At 67.6% G+C, this 19043-nt stretch carries 22 protein-coding genes; 13 read left to right on the top strand and 9 right to left on the bottom strand.

Features of this window, described 5'->3' with window-relative positions; all coding sequences use genetic code 11:
* Positions 1-3: 3 nt before the first annotated feature.
* Positions 4-669 (bottom strand): heme exporter protein CcmB, encoded by a 666-nt coding sequence (gene ccmB / locus AC07NF_RS12270; protein ID WP_494626208.1) that lies wholly within the window; start codon positions 667-669, stop codon positions 4-6.
* Entirely contained in the window at positions 666-1280 is a 615-nt protein-coding gene (gene ccmA / locus AC07NF_RS12265; RefSeq protein ID WP_494626206.1) for a heme ABC exporter ATP-binding protein CcmA, read from the bottom strand. The genes ccmB and ccmA overlap by 4 nt, the downstream gene beginning before the upstream one ends.
* Before the next feature lie 182 nt (positions 1281-1462).
* On the opposite strand from ccmA, the gene acnA reads away from it, so the two are divergent.
* The 3 genes from acnA to AC07NF_RS12250 all read left to right on the top strand — a co-directional run bounded on the left by acnA (position 1463) and on the right by AC07NF_RS12250 (position 5907).
* Positions 1463-4153: an aconitate hydratase AcnA gene (gene acnA / locus AC07NF_RS12260; protein ID WP_494626204.1), complete on the top strand. Its 2691-nt coding sequence runs from the start codon at positions 1463-1465 to the stop codon at positions 4151-4153.
* 156 nt (positions 4154-4309) lie between these two features.
* Positions 4310-5032 (top strand): DUF1223 domain-containing protein, encoded by a 723-nt coding sequence (locus AC07NF_RS12255; RefSeq protein WP_494626202.1) that lies wholly within the window; start codon positions 4310-4312, stop codon positions 5030-5032.
* Between the two features lie 539 nt (positions 5033-5571).
* Complete coding sequence (locus AC07NF_RS12250) at positions 5572-5907, top strand: DUF2794 domain-containing protein (protein ID WP_492816265.1); 336 nt, start codon at positions 5572-5574, stop codon at positions 5905-5907.
* On the opposite strand, the gene AC07NF_RS12245 is transcribed toward AC07NF_RS12250, so the two are convergent.
* A complete protein-coding gene (locus tag AC07NF_RS12245; RefSeq protein ID WP_494626199.1) occupies positions 5904-6242 on the bottom strand; it encodes a hypothetical protein in 339 nt (112 codons plus the stop codon). The genes AC07NF_RS12250 and AC07NF_RS12245 overlap by 4 nt on opposite strands.
* 98 nt (positions 6243-6340) lie before the next feature.
* Positions 6341-7093, bottom strand: a complete 753-nt coding sequence (locus tag AC07NF_RS12240) for a Bax inhibitor-1/YccA family protein (RefSeq protein ID WP_492816269.1) — start codon at positions 7091-7093, stop codon at positions 6341-6343.
* A 201-nt stretch (positions 7094-7294) separates the two neighbouring features.
* Here AC07NF_RS12240 and AC07NF_RS12235 point away from each other — a divergent pair, with 201 nt between their 5' ends.
* A complete protein-coding gene (locus tag AC07NF_RS12235; RefSeq protein WP_492816271.1) occupies positions 7295-8347 on the top strand; it encodes an aldo/keto reductase in 1053 nt (350 codons plus the stop codon).
* A 13-nt stretch (positions 8348-8360) separates the two neighbouring features.
* Positions 8361-8903, top strand: a complete 543-nt coding sequence (gene thpR / locus AC07NF_RS12230; protein WP_494626196.1) for an RNA 2',3'-cyclic phosphodiesterase — start codon at positions 8361-8363, stop codon at positions 8901-8903.
* On the opposite strand, the gene AC07NF_RS12225 is transcribed toward thpR, so the two are convergent.
* Entirely contained in the window at positions 8900-9337 is a 438-nt protein-coding gene (locus AC07NF_RS12225; RefSeq protein ID WP_494626194.1) for a hypothetical protein, read from the bottom strand. The genes thpR and AC07NF_RS12225 overlap by 4 nt on opposite strands.
* Positions 9338-9421: 84 nt before the next feature.
* Complete coding sequence (locus AC07NF_RS12220) at positions 9422-9802, bottom strand: DUF2237 family protein (protein WP_492816277.1); 381 nt, start codon at positions 9800-9802, stop codon at positions 9422-9424.
* Positions 9803-9892: 90 nt separating this feature from the next.
* On the opposite strand from AC07NF_RS12220, the gene AC07NF_RS12215 reads away from it, so the two are divergent.
* Complete coding sequence (locus AC07NF_RS12215) at positions 9893-10777, top strand: HpcH/HpaI aldolase/citrate lyase family protein (RefSeq protein ID WP_494626192.1); 885 nt, start codon at positions 9893-9895, stop codon at positions 10775-10777.
* Positions 10778-10797: 20 nt separating this feature from the next.
* Positions 10798-11760 carry a hypothetical protein gene (locus tag AC07NF_RS12210; RefSeq protein ID WP_494626190.1) on the top strand — a complete coding sequence of 321 codons (963 nt, stop codon included), beginning with the start codon at positions 10798-10800 and terminating at the stop codon, positions 11758-11760.
* Here AC07NF_RS12210 and AC07NF_RS12205 read toward each other — a convergent pair.
* On the bottom strand, positions 11757-12182 hold the full coding sequence (locus AC07NF_RS12205) for an HIT domain-containing protein (protein WP_494626188.1): 426 nt from the start codon (positions 12180-12182) through the stop codon (positions 11757-11759). The genes AC07NF_RS12210 and AC07NF_RS12205 overlap by 4 nt on opposite strands.
* Entirely contained in the window at positions 12175-13221 is a 1047-nt protein-coding gene (locus AC07NF_RS12200; protein ID WP_494626186.1) for a MaoC family dehydratase, read from the bottom strand. The genes AC07NF_RS12205 and AC07NF_RS12200 overlap by 8 nt, the downstream gene beginning before the upstream one ends.
* A gap of 135 nt (positions 13222-13356) precedes the next feature.
* Here AC07NF_RS12200 and mdh point away from each other — a divergent pair, with 135 nt between their 5' ends.
* Positions 13357-14319: a malate dehydrogenase gene (gene mdh / locus AC07NF_RS12195; protein ID WP_492816287.1), complete on the top strand. Its 963-nt coding sequence runs from the start codon at positions 13357-13359 to the stop codon at positions 14317-14319.
* A gap of 77 nt (positions 14320-14396) precedes the next feature.
* On the opposite strand, the gene AC07NF_RS12190 is transcribed toward mdh, so the two are convergent.
* On the bottom strand, positions 14397-14828 hold the full coding sequence (locus tag AC07NF_RS12190) for a CBS domain-containing protein (RefSeq protein WP_492816289.1): 432 nt from the start codon (positions 14826-14828) through the stop codon (positions 14397-14399).
* Between the two features lie 118 nt (positions 14829-14946).
* Between AC07NF_RS12190 and AC07NF_RS12185 the strand changes: the two genes are divergently transcribed.
* The 5 genes from AC07NF_RS12185 (at position 14947) to AC07NF_RS12165 (ending at position 19016) form a co-directional block, all read left to right on the top strand.
* Positions 14947-15453: a DUF1993 domain-containing protein gene (locus AC07NF_RS12185; RefSeq protein WP_494626183.1), complete on the top strand. Its 507-nt coding sequence runs from the start codon at positions 14947-14949 to the stop codon at positions 15451-15453.
* A gap of 216 nt (positions 15454-15669) precedes the next feature.
* Positions 15670-17199 carry a signal recognition particle protein gene (ffh, locus tag AC07NF_RS12180; RefSeq protein WP_492816293.1) on the top strand — a complete coding sequence of 510 codons (1530 nt, stop codon included), beginning with the start codon at positions 15670-15672 and terminating at the stop codon, positions 17197-17199.
* A 27-nt stretch (positions 17200-17226) separates the two neighbouring features.
* Entirely contained in the window at positions 17227-17763 is a 537-nt protein-coding gene (gene rpsP / locus AC07NF_RS12175) for a 30S ribosomal protein S16 (RefSeq protein ID WP_494626181.1), read from the top strand.
* Positions 17764-17820: 57 nt separating this feature from the next.
* A complete protein-coding gene (gene rimM / locus AC07NF_RS12170) occupies positions 17821-18402 on the top strand; it encodes a ribosome maturation factor RimM (RefSeq protein WP_494626179.1) in 582 nt (193 codons plus the stop codon).
* Positions 18403-18425: 23 nt separating this feature from the next.
* A complete protein-coding gene (locus tag AC07NF_RS12165) occupies positions 18426-19016 on the top strand; it encodes an NUDIX hydrolase (RefSeq protein ID WP_494626177.1) in 591 nt (196 codons plus the stop codon).
* Positions 19017-19043: the final 27 nt, after the last annotated feature.

Below are 19043 nucleotides of genomic sequence, written 5' to 3'. Positions count from 1 at the left end.
CCGCTAATCCAGCGCGTTCCGGCACGCCGCGCCCATCGCCACCGGCGACAACGCCAACGCCGCCACGCAATAGGCCAACAGCAGCAGCAGCCCGCCGGTCCACGGCAGCCCCGCCGAATACCCGTCCAGCGCCCCGGCCCCGAAGATCACCGGCGGGGCGAACAGCGGCAGGACGATCACCGCCACCAGCAGGCCGCCGCGCTTGCTGCCCAGCGCTAGGCTCGCGCCCAGCCCGCCCAGGAACGCGAAGGCCAGGCCTCCAGCCAGGGCGCAAAGTACCAAGAGCGGCATGACCTTCACCTCCGCGCCCAGCATCAACGCCGCGACCGGAGCCGCCAGGGCCAGGGGCGCGCCGGTGGCCAGCCACTGGGCCAGGCACTTGGCGACGGCGACGGCCTCCAGCGGCGCGGGACCCAGGGCCAGCAGATCCAGGGTTCCATCCTCGTAGTCGCGCTCGAACAGGCGCTCGAGGGACAGCAGCGCCGCCAGGGCCAGGGCCAGCCAGGCGATGCCCGGCGCGATCGCCGCCAGCCGCTCGGGCGCGCGGCCCGAGGCCATCGGCAGCAGCACGACGACGCAGGCATAGAAGGTGAGGGCCAGCAGCGGCCCGCCGCCTCGGCCCCAGGCCAGGGCCAGCTCCCGCCGCAGGAGGACGCCGAACGCCTTCATGCGCCGACCTCCACTGACCGGGCGGGAATGGGCAGCGGATCGTGCACCGAGGCCAGGATCATGCCGCCACCCGCCAGGTGCTCGGCCATCACCGCCCCGAACGCCGTGCGCTGGGCCGCGTCCAGCGGCGCCATCGGCTCGTCCAGCAGCCACAACCACCGAGGACTGGCCGCCAGCCGCGCCAGGGCCAGGCGCCGACGCTGGCCGGCCGACAGGCGGCGGACCTCCAGATCCAGCAGGCGGTTGAGGTCGAAACGGTCGGCGGCGGCCCGCGCGGACTCCTCGGTTCCGCCAGTCCACAGCGTCTGGAACCGCAGCTCCTCCCAGGCCGTGCGGCTGGATTTCAGCCCGTCCTGGTGTCCTAGCAAGTGCAGGTGCTCGGCCCGCGCGGTCTCGGCCTCGATCGATCCGGCCTCGCCCTCGAAGGCGATCGCGCCCTCGGCGGGACGCAGCAGCCCCGCGACGGATCGAAGCAGGCTGGTCTTGCCCGCGCCGTTACGGCCGACCAGCGCCGCCGCCTCACCGGCGCCCAAGGTCAAGTTCAGGCCCGAAAACAGCCTTCGCTCGCCACGCGAAATCGCCAGATCCTTAATGAGAACAACTCTCAACATGCCAAGACCCCGCGCGCGACATGGACGTTGGGCAGAGGTGGCGCTAAGAAGCGGCCGGTCGCCCCCCTCCAGTCGTTCAGGGTGGTACGCGGCGCGGAGGCGGAACCTGTGCGTCCCTTCCGATTAGCGCGTGATCCCGGGAGAGGTTTTCGGGCGGCCGTGGACAGAGAAGGATCCTTAGAATGGCGTCTGTAGACAGCCTGAAAGCCCGCCGGGAAATCAAGGTCGGCAACAAGTCTTACGTCTATTACAGCCTTCGCGCCGCCGAGGAAGCCGGTCTTGCCGGAACGGCCTCGCTGCCGGTCTCGATGAAGGTGCTGCTGGAAAACCTGCTGCGTAACGAAGACGGCGTCTCGGTCAACGAAGACGACCTGAAGGCCGTCGCCGCCTGGCTGCAGAACAAGGGCGCGGTCGAGCACGAAATCAGCTTCCGCCCCGCGCGCGTGCTGATGCAGGACTTCACGGGCGTTCCCGCCGTCGTCGACCTGGCCGCGATGCGCGACGCCATGGTCGCCCTGGGCGCCAACCCGGCCAAGATCAACCCGCTGAACCCGGTCGACCTGGTCATCGACCACTCGGTGATGGTCGACAACTTCGGCAACCCGAAAGCCTATGACGACAACGTCAAGCGCGAGTACGAGCGCAACATCGAGCGCTATCGCTTCCTGCGTTGGGGCTCGTCGGCGTTCAACAACTTCCGCGTTGTCCCGCCCGGCACCGGCATCTGCCACCAGGTGAACCTGGAATACCTGGCCCAGACCGTCTGGACCAACGAAGTCGACGGCGCCGAAGTCGCCTATCCCGACACCGTCGTCGGCACCGACAGCCACACCACCATGGTCAACGGCCTGGCCGTTCTGGGCTGGGGCGTCGGCGGCATCGAGGCTGAAGCGGCCATGCTGGGCCAGCCGATCCCGATGCTGATCCCGGAAGTCATCGGCTTCAAGCTGACCGGCGCCATGCCGGAAGGCGCGACCGCGACCGACCTGGTGCTGACCGTCACCCAGATGCTGCGCAAGAAGGGCGTGGTCGGCAAGTTCGTCGAATTCTACGGCGACGCCCTGGCCAACCTGACCCTGGAAGACCAGGCGACGATCGCCAACATGGCTCCGGAATACGGCGCCACCTGCGGCTTCTTCCCGATCTCGGCCGCCACCGTGGCCTTCCTGAAGGGCACCGGCCGTTCGGCCGAGCGCGTCGCCCTGGTCGAAGCCTACGCCAAGGAACAAGGTCTGTGGTGGGAGCCCGGCGTCGCCGAGCCGACCTTCACCGACACCCTGGAACTGGACCTGTCGTCGGTTCAGCCGTCGCTGGCTGGTCCCAAGCGCCCGCAGGACCGCGTCCTGCTGGCCGACGCCTCGGTCAAGTTCGCCGAGTCGCTGACCGGTGAGTTCGGCAAGGCCGAACAGCCCGACCTGCGCGCCCCGGTGGAAGGTGAAAACTTCGACGTCGGCCACGGCGACGTGGTCATCGCCGCCATCACCTCGTGCACCAACACCTCCAACCCCTCGGTCCTGATCGCCGCCGGCCTGCTGGCCAAGAACGCGGTCGCCAAGGGCCTGAAGACCAAGCCGTGGGTGAAGACCTCGCTGGCGCCCGGTTCGCAGGTGGTCACCGACTACCTGGCCAAGGCCGGCCTGACCAAGCACCTCGACGCCCTGGGCTTCAACCTGGTCGGCTACGGCTGCACCACCTGCATCGGCAACTCGGGTCCGCTGCCGGAAGCCATCAGCAAGACCATCAACGACGCCGACCTGGTGGCGTGCTCGGTCCTGTCGGGCAACCGCAACTTCGAAGGCCGCGTGAACCCGGACGTGCGCGCCAACTACCTGGCCTCGCCGCCGCTGGTGGTGGCCTACGCCCTGGCCGGCTCGCTGAAGATCGACCTGGCCACCCAGCCGATCGGTCAGGACAAGAAGGGCAACGACGTCTTCCTGAAGGACATCTGGCCTTCGAACGAAGACATCGCCGCCCTGCAGCGCAAGGCCATCAACGAGAAGATGTTCGCCACCCGTTACGGCGACGTCTTCAAGGGCGACAAGAACTGGCAGGGCATCAAGGTGACCGGCGGCCAGACCTACGCCTGGGAAGGGGACTCGACCTACGTCCAGAACCCGCCGTACTTCCCCAACATGTCGATGACGCCGGCTCCGGTGACCGACATCGTGGAAGCCCGCGTCCTGGCCGTGTTCGGCGACTCGATCACCACCGACCACATCAGCCCGGCCGGTTCGATCAAGACGTCCAGCCCGGCTGGTCAGTACCTGATCGACCAGGGCGTTGAGCCGGTGGACTTCAACGGCTACGGCGCGCGTCGCGGCAACCACCAGGTGATGATGCGCGGCACGTTCGCCAACATCCGCATCCGCAACAAGATCACGCCCGACATCGAAGGCGGCGTGACCAAGCACTTCCCGACCGGCGAAGTGATGTCGATCTACGACGCGGCCATGAAGTACCAGGCCGAAGGCCGTCCGGCGGTCGTGTTCGGCGGCAAGGAATACGGCACCGGCTCGTCGCGTGACTGGGCCGCCAAGGGCACCAAGCTCCTGGGCGTCCGCGCGGTGATCTGCGAAAGCTTCGAGCGTATCCACCGCTCGAACCTGGTCGGCATGGGCGTGCTGCCGCTGCAGTTCGTGCAGGACGGCTGGCAAAAGCTGGAGCTGACCGGCGAGGAGATCGTCTCGATCCGCGGCCTCACCGACCTGGCCCCGCGCAAGCAGCTGATCGTCGAGCTCTACCGCCCGACCGATGGCCGCATCGCCCGCTTCCCGGTGCGTTGCCGCATCGATACGCCGACCGAGCTCGAGTACTTCAAGAACGGCGGCGTCCTGAACTACGTGCTGCGCAACCTGGCCAAGTCGGCCAGCTAAGCGGCGGGTTCAGACCTGAAAAAGGCGGCCGGCTCCCTTAGGGGCCGGCCGTTTTTCGTTGGAGGGGGCGGTGACAACGTTTTCTCCCCATGGACCGGTGCTATTCACGGCCTCGTGAACGGCTATCCGGGGCGTTCTTGGCTTAAGTGACCCGCAATGCGTAAGGCCGTCCTCCCCCTGCTCGCCCTGGCCCTGTCCGGCGTTCTCGTTCCCGCCGCGTGGGCCCAAAAGGCGCCGGTGGTGGTCGAGCTGTTCACGGCCCAGGGCTGCTCGTCCTGCGGCAAGGCCAATCAGGTTGCGGCCGACCTGGCCAAGGACGACGGCGTCCTGGCCCTGACCTATTCGGTCGACTACTGGGACTATCTCGGCTGGAAGGACACCTTCGCCAAGCCGGTCTTCGCCGAGCGTCAGCGCGCCTACGCCAAGAAGTTCGCCCTGCGCGACGTGCCTACGCCCCAGGTGGTGATCGCCGGCCGCGTCCAGGCCTCGGGCGCCAAGGCTGAGGCGGTGCAGGATCTGGTCAAGACGGCCAAGCGCACCCCACTGAATGCGCCCGACATCGAGTTCATCGGCAAGACCCGCGTCGCGGTCGGCTCGGGCCCCGCCCCGCGCGGCGGCGGTGAGGTCTGGCTGGTGCGCTACGACCCGCGCGAGCAGGACATCGCCGTCAAGCGCGGCGACAACAAGGGCCAGACCCTGGTCCACCGCAATGTGGTGCGCGAGCTGGTCAAGCTGGGCGTCTGGACGGGTCGGCCCAAGCTCTATCGCCTGCCGACCGCGATCGGCGCCGACTCCGACCTGGAGACGGTGATCCTGGTGCAGGGCGCCAAGGGCGGCCGCATCCTGGGCGTCCTCGAGACGACCAAGACCGAGCGCTAAGCTCCCTGGATTTCAGACAACAAAAAACCCGCGTGACCGGAGGGGACGGGCCACGCGGGTTCCTTTTGCATGTCGGCGAGAAGCGTCTCGTGACCGGGCGGGCTGGGGGGCTGGACAGGAACCCGGTCCGCTCTTCGTCGACGCTCTCTTTATCGCGGCCGGTTCGGGCGAGGTCTGGGCCGAACCAAGGTCGTTTTGCGGCGGGAGTTTTTCGGATTTGCGAATGCAAAAAGCCCGCGCGGTGGGGGGAGAACCGCGCGGGCTAATTGGGGGAGGGGATATAGAGTTTGTCGGCTGACCGGCCCGCGATCTGGGGGGCTGGGGGGGCTGTTCAGGATCCGAGACCGTGGGGTGTCCGATCAGCCGACGATGTTGTTATCGACCCGCAAACAGGCGGGCGATGGACCGAAATAAGGTCATATCGCGGCGCACCGTGACCATGTGGTGTCATTTTCGTCCGGCGTGACCGTCGCGACACGGATCGTCTGGAAGGCGGGCGGGACTGTTCCATTCGGCCGATTTGGGCTTAGATTCACGGGATGGCCCTGGATTCCCATCCCACCGCACCCGTCGGCGGCGTCGTCTTTTTCGAGCGCCGCGAGCTGGATCAGCTGATGCGCCTGTACGGCCGGATGGTCGCGGCGGGCGAGTGGCGCGACTACGGGATCGCGGGACTTTCGGACCGGGCGGTGTTTTCGATCTTCCGCCACGCCGCCGAGGCCCCGCTGTACCGCGTCGAGAAACATCCATCCCTGGCCCGCAAGCAGGGCGCCTGGGCGGTGTTCGGCCAAGGCGGCCAGATCCTCAAGCGCGGCCACGAGCTGCCGCTGGTGCTGCGGGTGTTCGAGAAGGGCAAGTTCTCGGTCGTCGACTAGAACGAAAAGCCCAGCTTGGCGCCGACGAAGCGGCCGTCATTGTCGTAGCCGCGCGCCGTGCCGATGCCGCTGGTGTCCGCGCTGGGCTGGATGCCACACAGCACGCCCACCCCGCCCGAGACCGCACCTTCGCGCCGTTCGATCGCTGTCCGAGCGACACCTCGGGGCAGAGGAGCAGGGGCCTGGGCGTAGCGCAGCTCCACCGGGCCAACGGGCTTCAGGTTCAGGGGCGTGGAGAGGTTCGGCGTCTTCATCGGCGGATAGGCCGGGATCGTCTCGGCATGCGCGCCGGTGGCGACCATCATCGCGACTGTCAGGGCGAAGGCTCGGATCATCGTCGTCTCCATCCCCATCCATGTGGGTGCGAACGGGCCAAAGAAAAAGCCCCGGCGGTTTCCCGCCGGGGCTCGATCTTTCGACCCTTCCGCTCGTCTTAGCGACGCGTGCCCAGGATGCTGAGCAGGAATTGGAAGAGGTTGATGAAGTTCAGATACAGGCTCAGCGCGCCATAGTTGGTGGCCACGGCCATCGACTGCTGGTCGCCGCCCAGGGCGTAGTAGGTCATCTTCAGGCGCTGGGTGTCGTAGGCGATCAGGCCCGCGAAGATGAACACGCCCAGCAGGCTGATGATGAACGACAGGCCCGGCAGGTGCAGGAACATCTGGGCCAGCGAGGCGATCATCAGGCCGATCACGCCCATGATCAGGAAGCTGCCGAAGCCGGTCAGGTCCTTCTTGGTCGTGTAGCCGAACAGGCTGAGGCCGCCGAAGGCGATGGCGGTGATCAGGAAGGTCGAGGCCACCGAGGCGCCGGTATAGGCCAGCAGCCACACGCCCAGGCCCGCGCCCATCGACGCCACCAGCGCCCAGTACAGCGCGCCCGACGAACGGGCGGTCGGGTTCTTCATGGCGAACATGGCGACCAGCATCATCGCCAGCGGGGCGAAGCGGATGATCGTGCCGGCCAGGGTAAAGCCGGCAAGGCGGCCGTCCGGGGTCAGCACGTACAGCAGGCTGGCGACCGGTTGATAGGCGCTGGTCAGGAAGGCCAGGCCTGCCGACAGCAGGAGACCCAGCGCCACCTTGTTGTAGACGCCGAGCATGAAACTACGCAGGCCGGCGTCAACCGACATGTCGGCGCGATCCGCCGGGATCGAGCGCGCGTAGTCGCGGTTGAAGTCGTTCATCGAATTAAGCCCTTGAGCTAGAGCGTCCACGGTGGACGCGATCCTGAATATCGGGTGTCCCGGCCCGTGGCGCAATCCCCCTCCGCGATGCGTTCATGGTATGCATTCGGGAGTACAGCTGATCGGCGCCGCGCCTTGCGGGACAACGGCAGACGCCCTTAGAAAGCTCCCCACACAAGGCAAAACAGGGGCGCGTCGCCGATGGAATACGTCAAGCTGGGCCGCACGGACGTGTCCGTCTCGCGCTGTTGCCTGGGCACCATGACTTGGGGCTCGCAGAATAGTGAAGCGCAGGCCCACCAGCAGATGGACTACGCGCTGGGTCGCGGGGTCAATTTCTGGGACACGGCCGAGATGTACGCCAGCCCGCCCAATGCCGAGACGCAAGGCCGGACCGAGCAATATATCGGCTCCTGGCTGGAGAAGACCGGCAAGCGTCACGAGATCGTGCTGGCCTCCAAGGTCGCCGGCCAGGGCGCGGCCTTCGGCGGCCTGCCGTGGATGCGCAAGGATGGCTCGGTGACCCGCCAGACCAAGGCCCAGATCGACGAGGCCGTCGAGGGCTCGCTGCGCCGCCTGAAGACCGACTATCTGGACCTCTACCAGCTGCACTGGCCCGACCGGCAGGTGCGGGTGTTCGGCGGCCAGGCCTACAAGGACTACGACCAGAACTTCGAGGCCTTCGGCGACATTCTCGAGGCGCTGGACAAGCATGTGAAGAAGGGCTCGATCCGCCACCTGGGCGTCTCCAACGAGTTCCCCTGGGGCGTGATGAAGTTCCTGGCCGAGAGCGAGACCAAGGGCCTGCCGCGCATCGCCTCGATCCAGAACGCCTATCACCTGGCCAACCGCACCTTCGAATACGGCCTGGCCGAGATCGCCATGCGCGAACAGGTCGGCCTGCTGGCCTATTCGCCGCTGGCCCAGGGCCAGCTGACCGGCAAGTACCTGGACGGCGCCCTGCCGGCCGGCTCGCGCAAGGCGCTCTACAACCGCATGCAGCGTTATGAAGGCCCGGGCTCGCAGGAGGCGTTCCGCGCCTATGTCGACCTGGCCAAGGCCAAGGGCATCGACCCGGCCCAGCTGGCGCTGAAGTTCTGCGACACCCGCCCGTTCGTGACCGCCACCATCATCGGCGCGACCTCGATGGACCAGCTGACGACCGCCATCGACGCCTTCGACCTGGCCTGGACCGACGAGCTGGAGACGGCGGTCAACGCCATCCACGCCCAGCACCCCAACCCCTGCCCGTAGGCGTCAGACCGCGATGATCCGCCTCTTCACCGCCATCGCCGTTCCGCCCGACATCGGCCAGGGCCTGCTCCCGCGCCAGTACGGGATCGAGGGCGCGCGCTGGCGGCCGCTGGAGGCGTTCCACATCACCCTGCGCTTCATCGGCGACGTGCAGGAGCCGGTCGCCGCCGACCTGGACGAGGCCCTGGCCCAGATCGAGGCGCCGGCCTTCGACCTGGCCTTGGCCGGCGTCGGCCATTTCGGCGAAGGCCCCGATATCCACGCCGTCTGGGCGGGGGTCGAGGACAACGCGCCGCTGCGCCGCCTGCAAAAAGCCAATGAAAGCGCCGCCCGCGCGGCCGAGCTCAAGCCCGAAGGCCGGCTCTACACGCCGCACGTCACCCTGGCCTATCTGAAGCGCGCCGCCGTGCCCGAGGTCGGCGCCTGGATCCAGGCCAACAACCTGCTGCGCTCGCCCAGCTTCCGCGTCGACCGCTTCGGCCTCTATTCCAGCTGGCAGACCAGCGAAGGCTCGGCCTATCGGCTGGAACAGGAATATCCGCTGGTGAGCGTCTAGTTCGGGAAGGCCGGCGGCGGGGACGGCCCCGCGTCGTGCGGCAGGTACAGGCCGTAGGCGGGCGCCGGGACCGGACCGCGATAGGTGTCTAGGGGCCAGAACTCGGCGGCGGGATTGCGCCAGCCGATGTAGCGCAGGCGGCTCAAAGGCTCAGCAGTATATTCGTTCACCCAACCGGCGCGCTTGCAGCTGCTGTACTTGGCCGAGGTCTCGGCCCGGCAGCGGAAGCCACCCTCGACGGCCTGACAGTCATCGACCTGACGCGCGGGGTGGTAGCACTGGGCCAGATCCTTGGCCGTCGCCTTCGCCTGCTCGGTGGCCAGGCGCTTGGCCGCCTTCTGGGTCGGTGCGGTGGCGAAGTGCTGCCCGTCAGCGACCGCGCTTCCGGCGACCAGGGACAACAACAGGCTGAACGCGACAAGACGCTTGTCCATCACTCGACCTCCCGGAACTCGCCCTTTTGGCGTTTTCCATTTGTCGTATATTTCGGAGGTTGCGACAAGATGGAGCGCCGGCCTCTACGCCACCGCGTGATCCTTCAGCACCCCCAGGGTGACGATGGCCAGCATCTCCTCGTGGGTGGCTTCCAGCACCACCTGGGGCGCCATGCCAGCGTCGAGGGCCTCTTTCCAGCGACCGGCGCACAGGCACCAGCGGTCGCCGGCCTTCAGGCCCTGGAAGGCCAGTTCGGGGCGCGGCGTGGAAAGGTCGTTGCCCTGCGCCTTGGAGAAAGCCAAGAAATCGTCGGTCATCACCGCGCAGACGGTGTGCAAACCCAGGTCGTGCGGACCCGTCTCACAGCAGCCGTTGCGATAGAAGCCGGTGACCGGGTCCATCGAACAGGCGGCCAGCTCGCCGCCCAGGACGTTCCGGGCGCTCTTGTCGTAACGGGTGCTCATGTCGGCGATCCTACGCTCGCATGCGCCTAAGGGAAGGCTTTTGCCGCGGCGCGGCGATGCTTAGGGTCGAAGGGCCAAGGGAGTTCTCGCATGTCTGACACCGCTATTCGTCCGCGCCGCAGCGCTCTCTACATGCCCGCCTCCAACGCCAAGGCGGTCGAGAAGGCGCGCACGCTGGACGCCGACGTGATTATCCTGGACCTGGAGGACGCCGTCGCGCCCGAGACCAAACCGGCGGCGCGCGAGGCGGCCGTGGCGGCGGTCAGGGCCGGCGGCTTCGGAGCGCGCGAGGTGGTGATCCGGGTCAACGGCCTGGACACCCCCTGGGGGCATGAGGACCTGCGGGCGGCCGCCGAGGCGGGGGCGGACGCGGTGCTAGTCCCCAAGGTCGACGACGCGGCCGACGTGCGCCTCTACGACCAACACCTGAACGGCGCGCCGCCGCACACGCGCCTCTGGACCATGATCGAGACCGCCAAGGCCGCATTCCACCTGTGGGAGATCGCCGGCGCGGTCCACGGCACGCGGCTGTCGACCTGGGTGATGGGCGTCAACGACTTCGCCAAGGAGATGCGAGCCCGCCAGACGCCGGACCGCGCGCCGTTCCTGCCGCTGCTGACCCTGTCGGTGGCCGCCGCGCGCGCTCATGGCCTGACCATCCTGGACGGCGTGCACAACGACATCGAGGACCTGGACGCGCTGGAGGCGGTCTGCGTGCAGGGCGTCGACTTCGGTTTCGACGGCAAGACTCTCATCCATCCCAAGCATCTGGAGATCTGCAACCGGGTGTTCTCGCCCTCGCCGGAGGACCTGGCCTGGAGCCGCGCGGTGATCGCCGCCTTCAACGCGCCCGAAAATTCTGGCAAAGGCGCCTTGCGGGTGGACGGCAAGATGGCCGAACGTCTGCATCTGGCGCAGGCCGAGCGCCTGGTCGCGGTGGCGGAGGCTATCGCGGCGAGGTCGGCTTCCGCCTAGGGGGCAGTTGAAGGTTTCTGATGCGGGCTATCGTTCTCTCCGTCGTCATGGTCGCCAGCCCCGCGCTGGCGCAGACCCCGGCAGCGCCCGCGCCTGTTCCGCAGGTCTCGGCGCCGCCGATCAGTGATGCGCCGGTCAGCACCGCGCCGCCGGCGGCCGAGGTCCCGCAGGCCATCGATCCGCTGGCCGACCTGATCTCACAGAGCAGCCAGACCACCGACGAGGAAGAGGCCGAGACGGCCAGCAAACCCGCGCCCAAGCATCGTGGCGTGATCCTGCCGATCCCGCCGCCGGAAGCGGCGGTCGCGCCGGATGGCGGCCCGACCCGCGCCCAGGTCTACGAGATGCGGGTCAAGGGCTCGGTGGCGGCGGCCCAGAGTCTGCAAGGTCCGCTGGACGGCGGCTGGAATATCACCGGCGCCGGCGGCGGCCAGATCTACGCCCTGCAGATCGTCGACAAGGCCGGCGGTTATGGCGAGCTGGAAGGCGCGTGGCGCGACCTGCGGCGCCCCGGCAGCGTCGGCTCGACGGGCCTCGTGGAAGACCTGCGCCGCGAGGGCGACACCGTCGTCGTGCGCTTCAGCCCCAAGGGCGGCCAGTCTACGGTCCTGACCCTGCGGCCGTCGGGCTATGAGCGCTGGACCGGCGAGTTGGCCGAGAACGGCCAGGCCGTGGCGGTGACCGCCGAGCACATTCTCCCGCAGGCCCCGCCCGGCTACGAGACCGATCGGCGCGGCCCCTATGTCTGGCCCGTCGCCCAGCGCGCCGCCGTCAGCCGCCCCGCGCCCGCCGCCCCCGCCTGCTCGACCAAGGGCAAGAAAGGCAAGGCGCTGAAGGCGGCCAAGGCCAAGTGCGCGGCGGCGGCCAAGAAGAGCGGCAAGGGCTCGGCCGTCAAGAAGGGCAAGGGCGGCAAGGTCAAGGCGACTGCCGCCAAGCGCGGCAAGGCGACGGCGAAGAAGAGCTCGAGCAAGAAGCGGCGCTAGGCCTTCACGGCCTTGCGCGCCGCCGCGATCGGCGCGGCCAGGGCCTCGGTCGAATAGGCGCTGGCCGGGCTGTGGCCCCAGACGGGACCGGGCCAGGCCGGATCGTCCTTGCGGCGACCCACGACGTGGACGTGCAGCTGGGCGGTGACATTGCCCAAGGCTCCGACATTCAGCTTGTCGATCGAAAGGCCCAAGGCGGCGCCAATAGCCCGAACAGCGGTCCCGGCCAGGACGATCTCTTCCATCAGCTGGATTCGATGCGCGGTATCCAGCTCCTCGATTTCCCGCAAGTCCGGCTGGCGCGGGATCAACACCAGCCACGGATAGCGGCTGTCGTCCTGCAGGCGCACCTCGCACAGCGGCAGGTCAGCGACCTTGTGCGACGTGGCGACGAAGGCCGGATCGAGTTGGAAATCAGCCACGCTTAGGAACCGCCGCCCAATAGTCGAAGTCGAGAATGACGGCCGGATCGTAGACCCCTTCGCCATCCTTGTCCGGGAAGTCCGCGCACGGCCGGTCCTTGGTCGCGACCAGCCGCAGCCGCAGGGCCCCGACGTCGCCCAGGTCGGCCTTGTCCAGCACCTCGCTCCAGGCGAACACCGTGCCGCCGGCGAAGAACGGGGCCACGTGCCGGCCACCGTTGATCGCCAGGATCAGGCCGGCGTTCTGCAATCCGTTGAACGACAGCGCCTTGGCGATCGAGATCACCACGCCGCCATAAACGAGGCGCTTGCCGGACGGGTCCTTGCTCCGCTCGAACTGGTTGAAATGGACCTTGGCCGTGTTCTGCCACAGCCGCGTGGCCATCTGGTGCTCGGCCTCTTCCACCGCCATGCCGTCGACATGGTCGATCTTCTCGCCGATCGCATAGTCCTCGAAGGCGTGCGGCGCGCCGGCCAGCGCGAAATCGTAACCGCTGAAATCCAGGCCCTCGGGAACCGTGAGATCGGCCGGAGCCACCGCCGCCGACAGGTTTGGAACCGCCTGCTCGACGATCTTCGCGTCCGGATCGCGTTTCCGCACCATCACCCAGCGCACGTAAGACAGCACCGCCTCGCCGCGCTGGTTCGTCCCGGTCGTCCGCACATAGACGACGCCGGTCTTGCCGTTGGAGTTCTCCTTCAGCCCGATCACGTCGGAGACGGCGCTCAGGGTGTCGCCCGGAAACACCGGAGCCAGGAAGCGGCCCTCGGCATAACCCAGATTGGCCACCGCGTTCAGGCTGATGTCCGGCACCGTCTTGCCGAACACCACATGGAAGGCGATCAGCGGATCGACCGGCGCGGCGGAAAGGCCACAGCTCTTGGCGAATTCATCGGACGAGAACAGCGAAAAGCGGGGTCCATAAAGCGCCGTGTACAGCGCGACATCGCCCGCCGTGACCGTCCGGGGCGTGGCGTGGACCAGCCGCTGGCTTAAGCGGAAGTCCTCGAAGAAATGGCCCGGATCGGTCTTGCTCATGCCCGGTGCTCCTTATCGGTGTTCAGCCATCTTTGTCGCAGTGCAGCGAAACCGGAAAGAGGGCTTGAGACTGGACCGTTCCGGGTCTAGACCGCGCCGCGACATTCCACTGTCCACAGCCTTGATGGAGACCCCATGGCTCGCGCGAAGATCGCCCTTATCGGCGCCGGCATGATCGGCGGCACCCTGGCCCACATCGCCGCTCGCGAAGAGCTGGGCGACGTGATCCTGTTCGACATCGCCGAAGGCACCCCGCAGGGTAAGGCGCTCGATATCGCCGAAGCCTCGGCCGTGTTCGGCAAGGACGTGGCCCTGAAGGGCGCCAACGACTACGCCGACATCGCCGGCGCCGACGTCTGCATCGTGACCGCCGGCGTGCCGCGCAAGCCGGGCATGAGCCGCGACGACCTGCTGGGCATCAACCTGAAGGTCATGAAGGCCGTGGGCGAAGGCATTAAGGCCCACGCCCCGAACGCCTTCGTCATCTGCATCACCAACCCGCTCGACGCGATGGTCTGGGCCCTGCAGCAGTTCTCGGGCCTGCCGAAGGAAAAGGTCATCGGCATGGCCGGCGTCCTGGACTCGGCCCGCTTCGCCTACTTCCTGGCCGAAGCCACCGGCGTCTCGGTCGAAGACATCCACGCCTGGACCCTGGGCGGTCACGGCGACGACATGGTCCCGATGGTCCGTCACTCGACCGTCGGCGGCCTGCCGCTGCCGGAACTGGTCAAGCAAGGCTGGCTGACCCAAGAGAAGCTGGACGCCATCGTCGAGCGCACCCGCAAGGGCGGTGGCGAGATCGTCGCCCTGCTGAAGACCGGCTCGGCCTTCTACGCGCCGGCCGAAAGCGCGATCGCCATGGCGACCTCGTACCTGAAGGACAAGAAGCGCGTCCTGCCGTGCGCCACCTTCCTGACCGGCCAGTACGGCCTGGACGGCCTGTATGTCGGCGTGCCGGTCGTCATCGGCGCCGGCGGCGCCGAGAAGATCGTCGAGTTCGAAACCAACGAAGCCGAGAAGGCGATGTTCGCCGCCTCGGTTGCGTCGGTCCAGGGCCTGATGGAAGCCTGCAAGGCCATCGACAGCTCGCTGGTCTAAGCGACTTTCGATCCCAAGAACGACGAAGGGCGGCTCCTCGCGGGGCCGCCCTTTTTCTTTGCCTGGTCGAAAAGCGCCTAGTGCGCCGCGTCGCCGGGTTCCTGCGAGATCTCTTCCAGGGTCTTGCCGACCTGCTTGGCGCCGTAGTCCTTGGCGACGTCGCCCAGCGAGAGGATGCCGGTCAGGTTGCCGGCGTCGTTGAGCACGACCAGGCGGCGGACCTGGTTATTGGCCATCTTGGCGGTGGCGTCGGCCAGGATGTCGTCTTCCTTCACGCTCAGCACTTCACCGTCGGACATGGCTTCCGAGACCGGGCTGTCGAAGCTGCGGCCTTCGGCGACCACGCGCAGGACGATGTCGCGGTCGGTGACCAGGCCCAGCACCTTGCCGTTCTCGACGATCGGCACCACGCCGCTGTCGACCTTGGCCATGGTCTCGGCGACCTTGCGGATGCTGTCGGTAGGACGGGCGACCGAGACCTGGCTGGTCATGGCGTCGCTGACTTTCATGGGGAACCTCATCGGTTGGAATTCTGAGGCTGTAAAACCCACAGCTTGCGCCAACCGTTCCGCTTCCGGTTGTCACCGGGCGGCTCTATCTAGGCGCATCGTCTTCCCGGAGCTTCCCATGTCGATCTCGATCCGCCAGGCCAGCGTGCCCGTGTTCATCCAGGGCCTGAAGGGTCTGAAGGGCGTGCTGACCAAGGCCGCCGCCCTGGTCGAGGCCAAGAAGTGGGACCCCGACGCCCTGCTGAAGGCGCGCCTGTACCCCGACATGTTCCCGCTGATCCGCCAGGTTCAGATCGCCACCGACTTCGCCAAGGGCGGCGCCGCGCGCCTGGCCCAGGCCGAAGTGCCGGCCTGGGATGACGTCGAGACCTCGTTCGAGGACCTGATCGCCCGCATCGACCGCGCCATCGCCTTCGTGGAAGGCCTGGACGTGGCAGCCTTCGACGGCGGCGAGGCCCGTGACGTCCAGCTGGTCCGCCGCGGCGAGACCAAGACCTTCAACGGCCTGGACTATCTGCAGGGCCAGGCGATGCCGAACTTCTTCTTCCACATCACCACCGCCTACGCGATCCTGCGCCACAACGGCGTCGAGGTCGGCAAGCGCGACTTCCTGGGCACGGCCTGATCCAAACCAAGGCGGGTCCATGCGGCCCGCCTTTGACTCTTCCGCCTTTTCTGTGCATAAGCCCCGGCTTCCGGCGCTTTATCAGCAGCGCCTCCACCGTCACGACCCCGGCCTGTTAGCGCAGGATCCATCCGGACGAGGACGGCGAGGACCCCCATCGACGTGATCGTCCATGGGGGCTGATTGCGTTTGGTCCTGGTTTAACGCGAGTTTCGCATGTTCGACGGCCTTACAGAGCGACTTTCAGGCGTCTTCGATCGCCTCGGCGGTCGCGGCGTGCTGTCCGAAAAGGACATCGACGAGGCGCTGCGCGAAGTTCGCGTCGCCCTGCTCGAGGCCGACGTCGCCCTGCCGGTCGTCAAGGACTTCATCAGCAAGGCCAAGGAACTGGCCGGCGGTGAAGCGGTCATCCGTTCGGTCAAGCCGGCCGATCAAGTGGTCAAGATCGTCTATGACGGCCTGGTCGACATGCTGGGTGGCGAAGTCCCGACCGGCCTGAACCTGGCGCTGAACCCGCCGTCGGTGATCCTGATGGCCGGCCTGCAGGGCTCGGGCAAGACCACCACCACCGGCAAGCTGGCCCTGCGCCTGTCCAAGACCGAGCGCAAGAAGGTGCTGGTCGCCTCGCTCGACACCCGTCGCCCGGCCGCCATGGAGCAGCTGGCGACCCTGGCCAAGCAGGTCGAGGTCGAAAGCCTGCCGATCGTCGCCGGCCAGAGCGCGCCCGACATCGCCAAGCGCGCCCTGACCGCCGCCAAGCTGGGCGGCTACGACGTCCTGATCCTCGACACCGCCGGCCGCACCACGCTGGACGAGGCGATGATGAGCGAAGCGGCGGAAATCGCCCGCATCGCCACGCCGTCCGAAACCATCCTGGTCGCCGACAGCCTGACCGGTCAGGACGCCGTGCGCACGGCCAAGGCGTTCCACGAGCGCCTGCCGCTGACCGGCCTGATCCTGACCCGCGCCGACGGCGACGGCCGGGGCGGCGCTGCGCTGTCGATGCGCCACGTCACCGGCCTGCCGATCAAGTTCCTGGGCGCCGGCGAAAAGATCGACCAGCTGGACGTGTTCGACGCCCGCCGCGTCGCCGGCCGGATCCTGGGCCAGGGCGACGTCGTCGCGCTGGTCGAGAAGGCCGCGGCCGACCTCGACCATGCCGAAGCCGAGCGCATGGCCAAGAAGCTGGCCAAGGGCAAGTTCGACCTGGACGACTTGGCCGCCCAACTGCGTCAGATGCAGAAGATGGGCGGCATGGAAGGCATCATGGGCCTGCTGCCCGGTGTCCAGAAGGTCAAGAAGCAGATCTCCGAGAGCGGGATCGACGACAGCATCTTCCGTCGCCAGCAGGCGATCATCAGCTCGATGACCAAGGAAGAGCGCAAGAAGCCCGACATCCTGGCCGCCTCGCGCAAGCGTCGCATCGCCGCTGGTTCGGGCGTCGACGTCGCCGAGATCAACCGCCTGCTCAAGCAGCACCGCCAGATGGCCGACATGTTCAAGGCCATGTCCAAGGACGGCGGCAAGGGCCTGGCCCGCATGGCGTCCATGATGGGCGGCGGCGACATGGCCCGCATGAAGAACATGGGCGGGGGAAAGATGCCCCAGCCCGATCCCAACGCAGCGGGAGGCCTTGGCGGCGTCCCGGGGCTGCCCGGTCTGCCGGGCCTCGGGAGTGGCGGCGACGCCAAGCCCAACCCTCTCTCCGGCCTGGGCCTGCCCGGCTTCAACCCGTTCAAGAAATAGAACTTTAGACCCTAAGGACTACCTCAAATGCTGAAGATCCGTCTCGCCCGTGGCGGCGCCAAGAAGCGTCCGTACTACTCGATCGTCATCGCTGACAGCCACTCGCCGCGCGATGGCCGCTTCATCGAGAAGGTCGGCACCTACAACCCGCTCCTCAAGAAGGACGACGCCAACCGCGTCACCCTGAAGGTCGAGTCGATCCAAGAGTGGCTCAAGAAGGGCGCCCAGCCGACCGACCGCGTCGCGCGCTTCCTGGCCGCCCAAGGCCTGGTCGCCTGGACCCACGGCAACAACCCGCAAAAGGGCGAGCCGGGCAAGAAGGCCAAGGAACGCACCGCCGAGCGCGCCCAGCGCGAAGAAGACCGCAAGCAAGCCGAAGCCGACGCCAAGGCCGCTGCCGCCGAAGTCGCTGAAGCCGCCAAGGTCGCCGCTGCTGAAGCCGCCGCCGCCGCTGCTGCTCCGGCCGTCGAAGAAGCTCCGGCTGAAGAAGCCCCGGCCGCTGAAGCCGCTGCTGAAGAGGCTCCGGCCGCTGAAGCTCCGGCCGAAGAAGCCTCGGAAGGCTAATCAGGGTTCCAGCGCCGTCGATCCTTTCCGGGTCGGCGGCGCGACTCTGTCCAGACCATGGCCAACTCTCCCGATGACCCGATGATCATGGTCGGCCGCGTGGCCGGCAGCTTCGGCGTGCGCGGCGAGGTGCGGATCACGACCTATACCGAAGAGCCGATGAGCATCGCGGCCTTCAAGACGCTGAAGCGCCAGGACGGCTCGGTCGCCCTGACCATCGCCTCGGCGCGCAAGGCCAAGGACGGCGTCGTCTGCCGGTGTCCCGGCGTCGACAGCAAGGAAGCCGCCGACGCGCTGCGCGGCCTGCGCCTGTACGTCCCCCGCTCGGCCCTGCCCGAGCCGGACGAGGACGAGTTCTATCTGACCGACCTGGTGGGCCTGTCGGTTCGCCACATCGCCACCGACGTTCTCTTGGGCCGCGTGAAGAGCGTCCAGAATTTCGGCGCCGGCGACATTCTCGAGATCACCCCCGACCTGGGCGGCCCGACCTGGTACCTGCCGTTCACGCGATCGGCTGTGCCCGAGGTCAAGATCGGCGAACGTCTGATCCTGGCCGATCCGCCCGCCCTGGTGGGCGAGCACGAAGGTCCAGAGGACCAAGGCTCGGACGAAGACGAAGAGCTGGGCGACCGGGACTGATTTCCGCGTAGGAGCGTTCAACGATGTCGGACGGAAAATGGCGGATCACCGCCTCGCGCATCGTTCACCAGGACCGCTGGATCCACCTGCGCGCCGACGACTGCGTAACCGAAGAGGGCGCGGTGGTCGCGCCCTACTACGTCCTGGAATATCGCGACTGGGTCGAGCTGGTCGCCCTGGACGCCGACAACAATGTCCTGCTGATCAAGCAATACCGCCACGCGCTGGGCGACATCTCCACCGAGCTGCCGGCCGGCGGCATGGACGAGGGCGAGACCGATCCGGTCGAGGCCGCGCGGCGCGAATTGCTGGAAGAGGCCGGCTGCGCGGGGGCCCTGACCCTGCTGGGCGAAACCCGGCCCAATGCCGGCACGCACACCAATCGCATCCACATCATCCTGGCCCGCGACGTGGTGAAGGTGGCCGAGCCCAAGGACGATCCGCACGAGCGGTTGGAGACGGTCTGGGTCTCCGCCGCCGAGGCGCTGCGCATGGCCTTGGCGGGTGAGCTGACCGTCGGCATGCAGGCCGCCTCGTTGCTGCGCGGCCTGGTCGCCGCCGGCGTCGCGCAGATCGGGCTCGTCGATGACAAACAGGTCATGACGCAAGCTTAACTGGCGTCCGCGCCGGCCCGATGCGAT

Source organism: Caulobacter sp. GW821-FHT10A06 (genome assembly GCF_059415805.1).
Note: the sequence above shows the minus strand (reverse complement) of the source record. Positions and strands in the feature narration are given on the sequence as shown.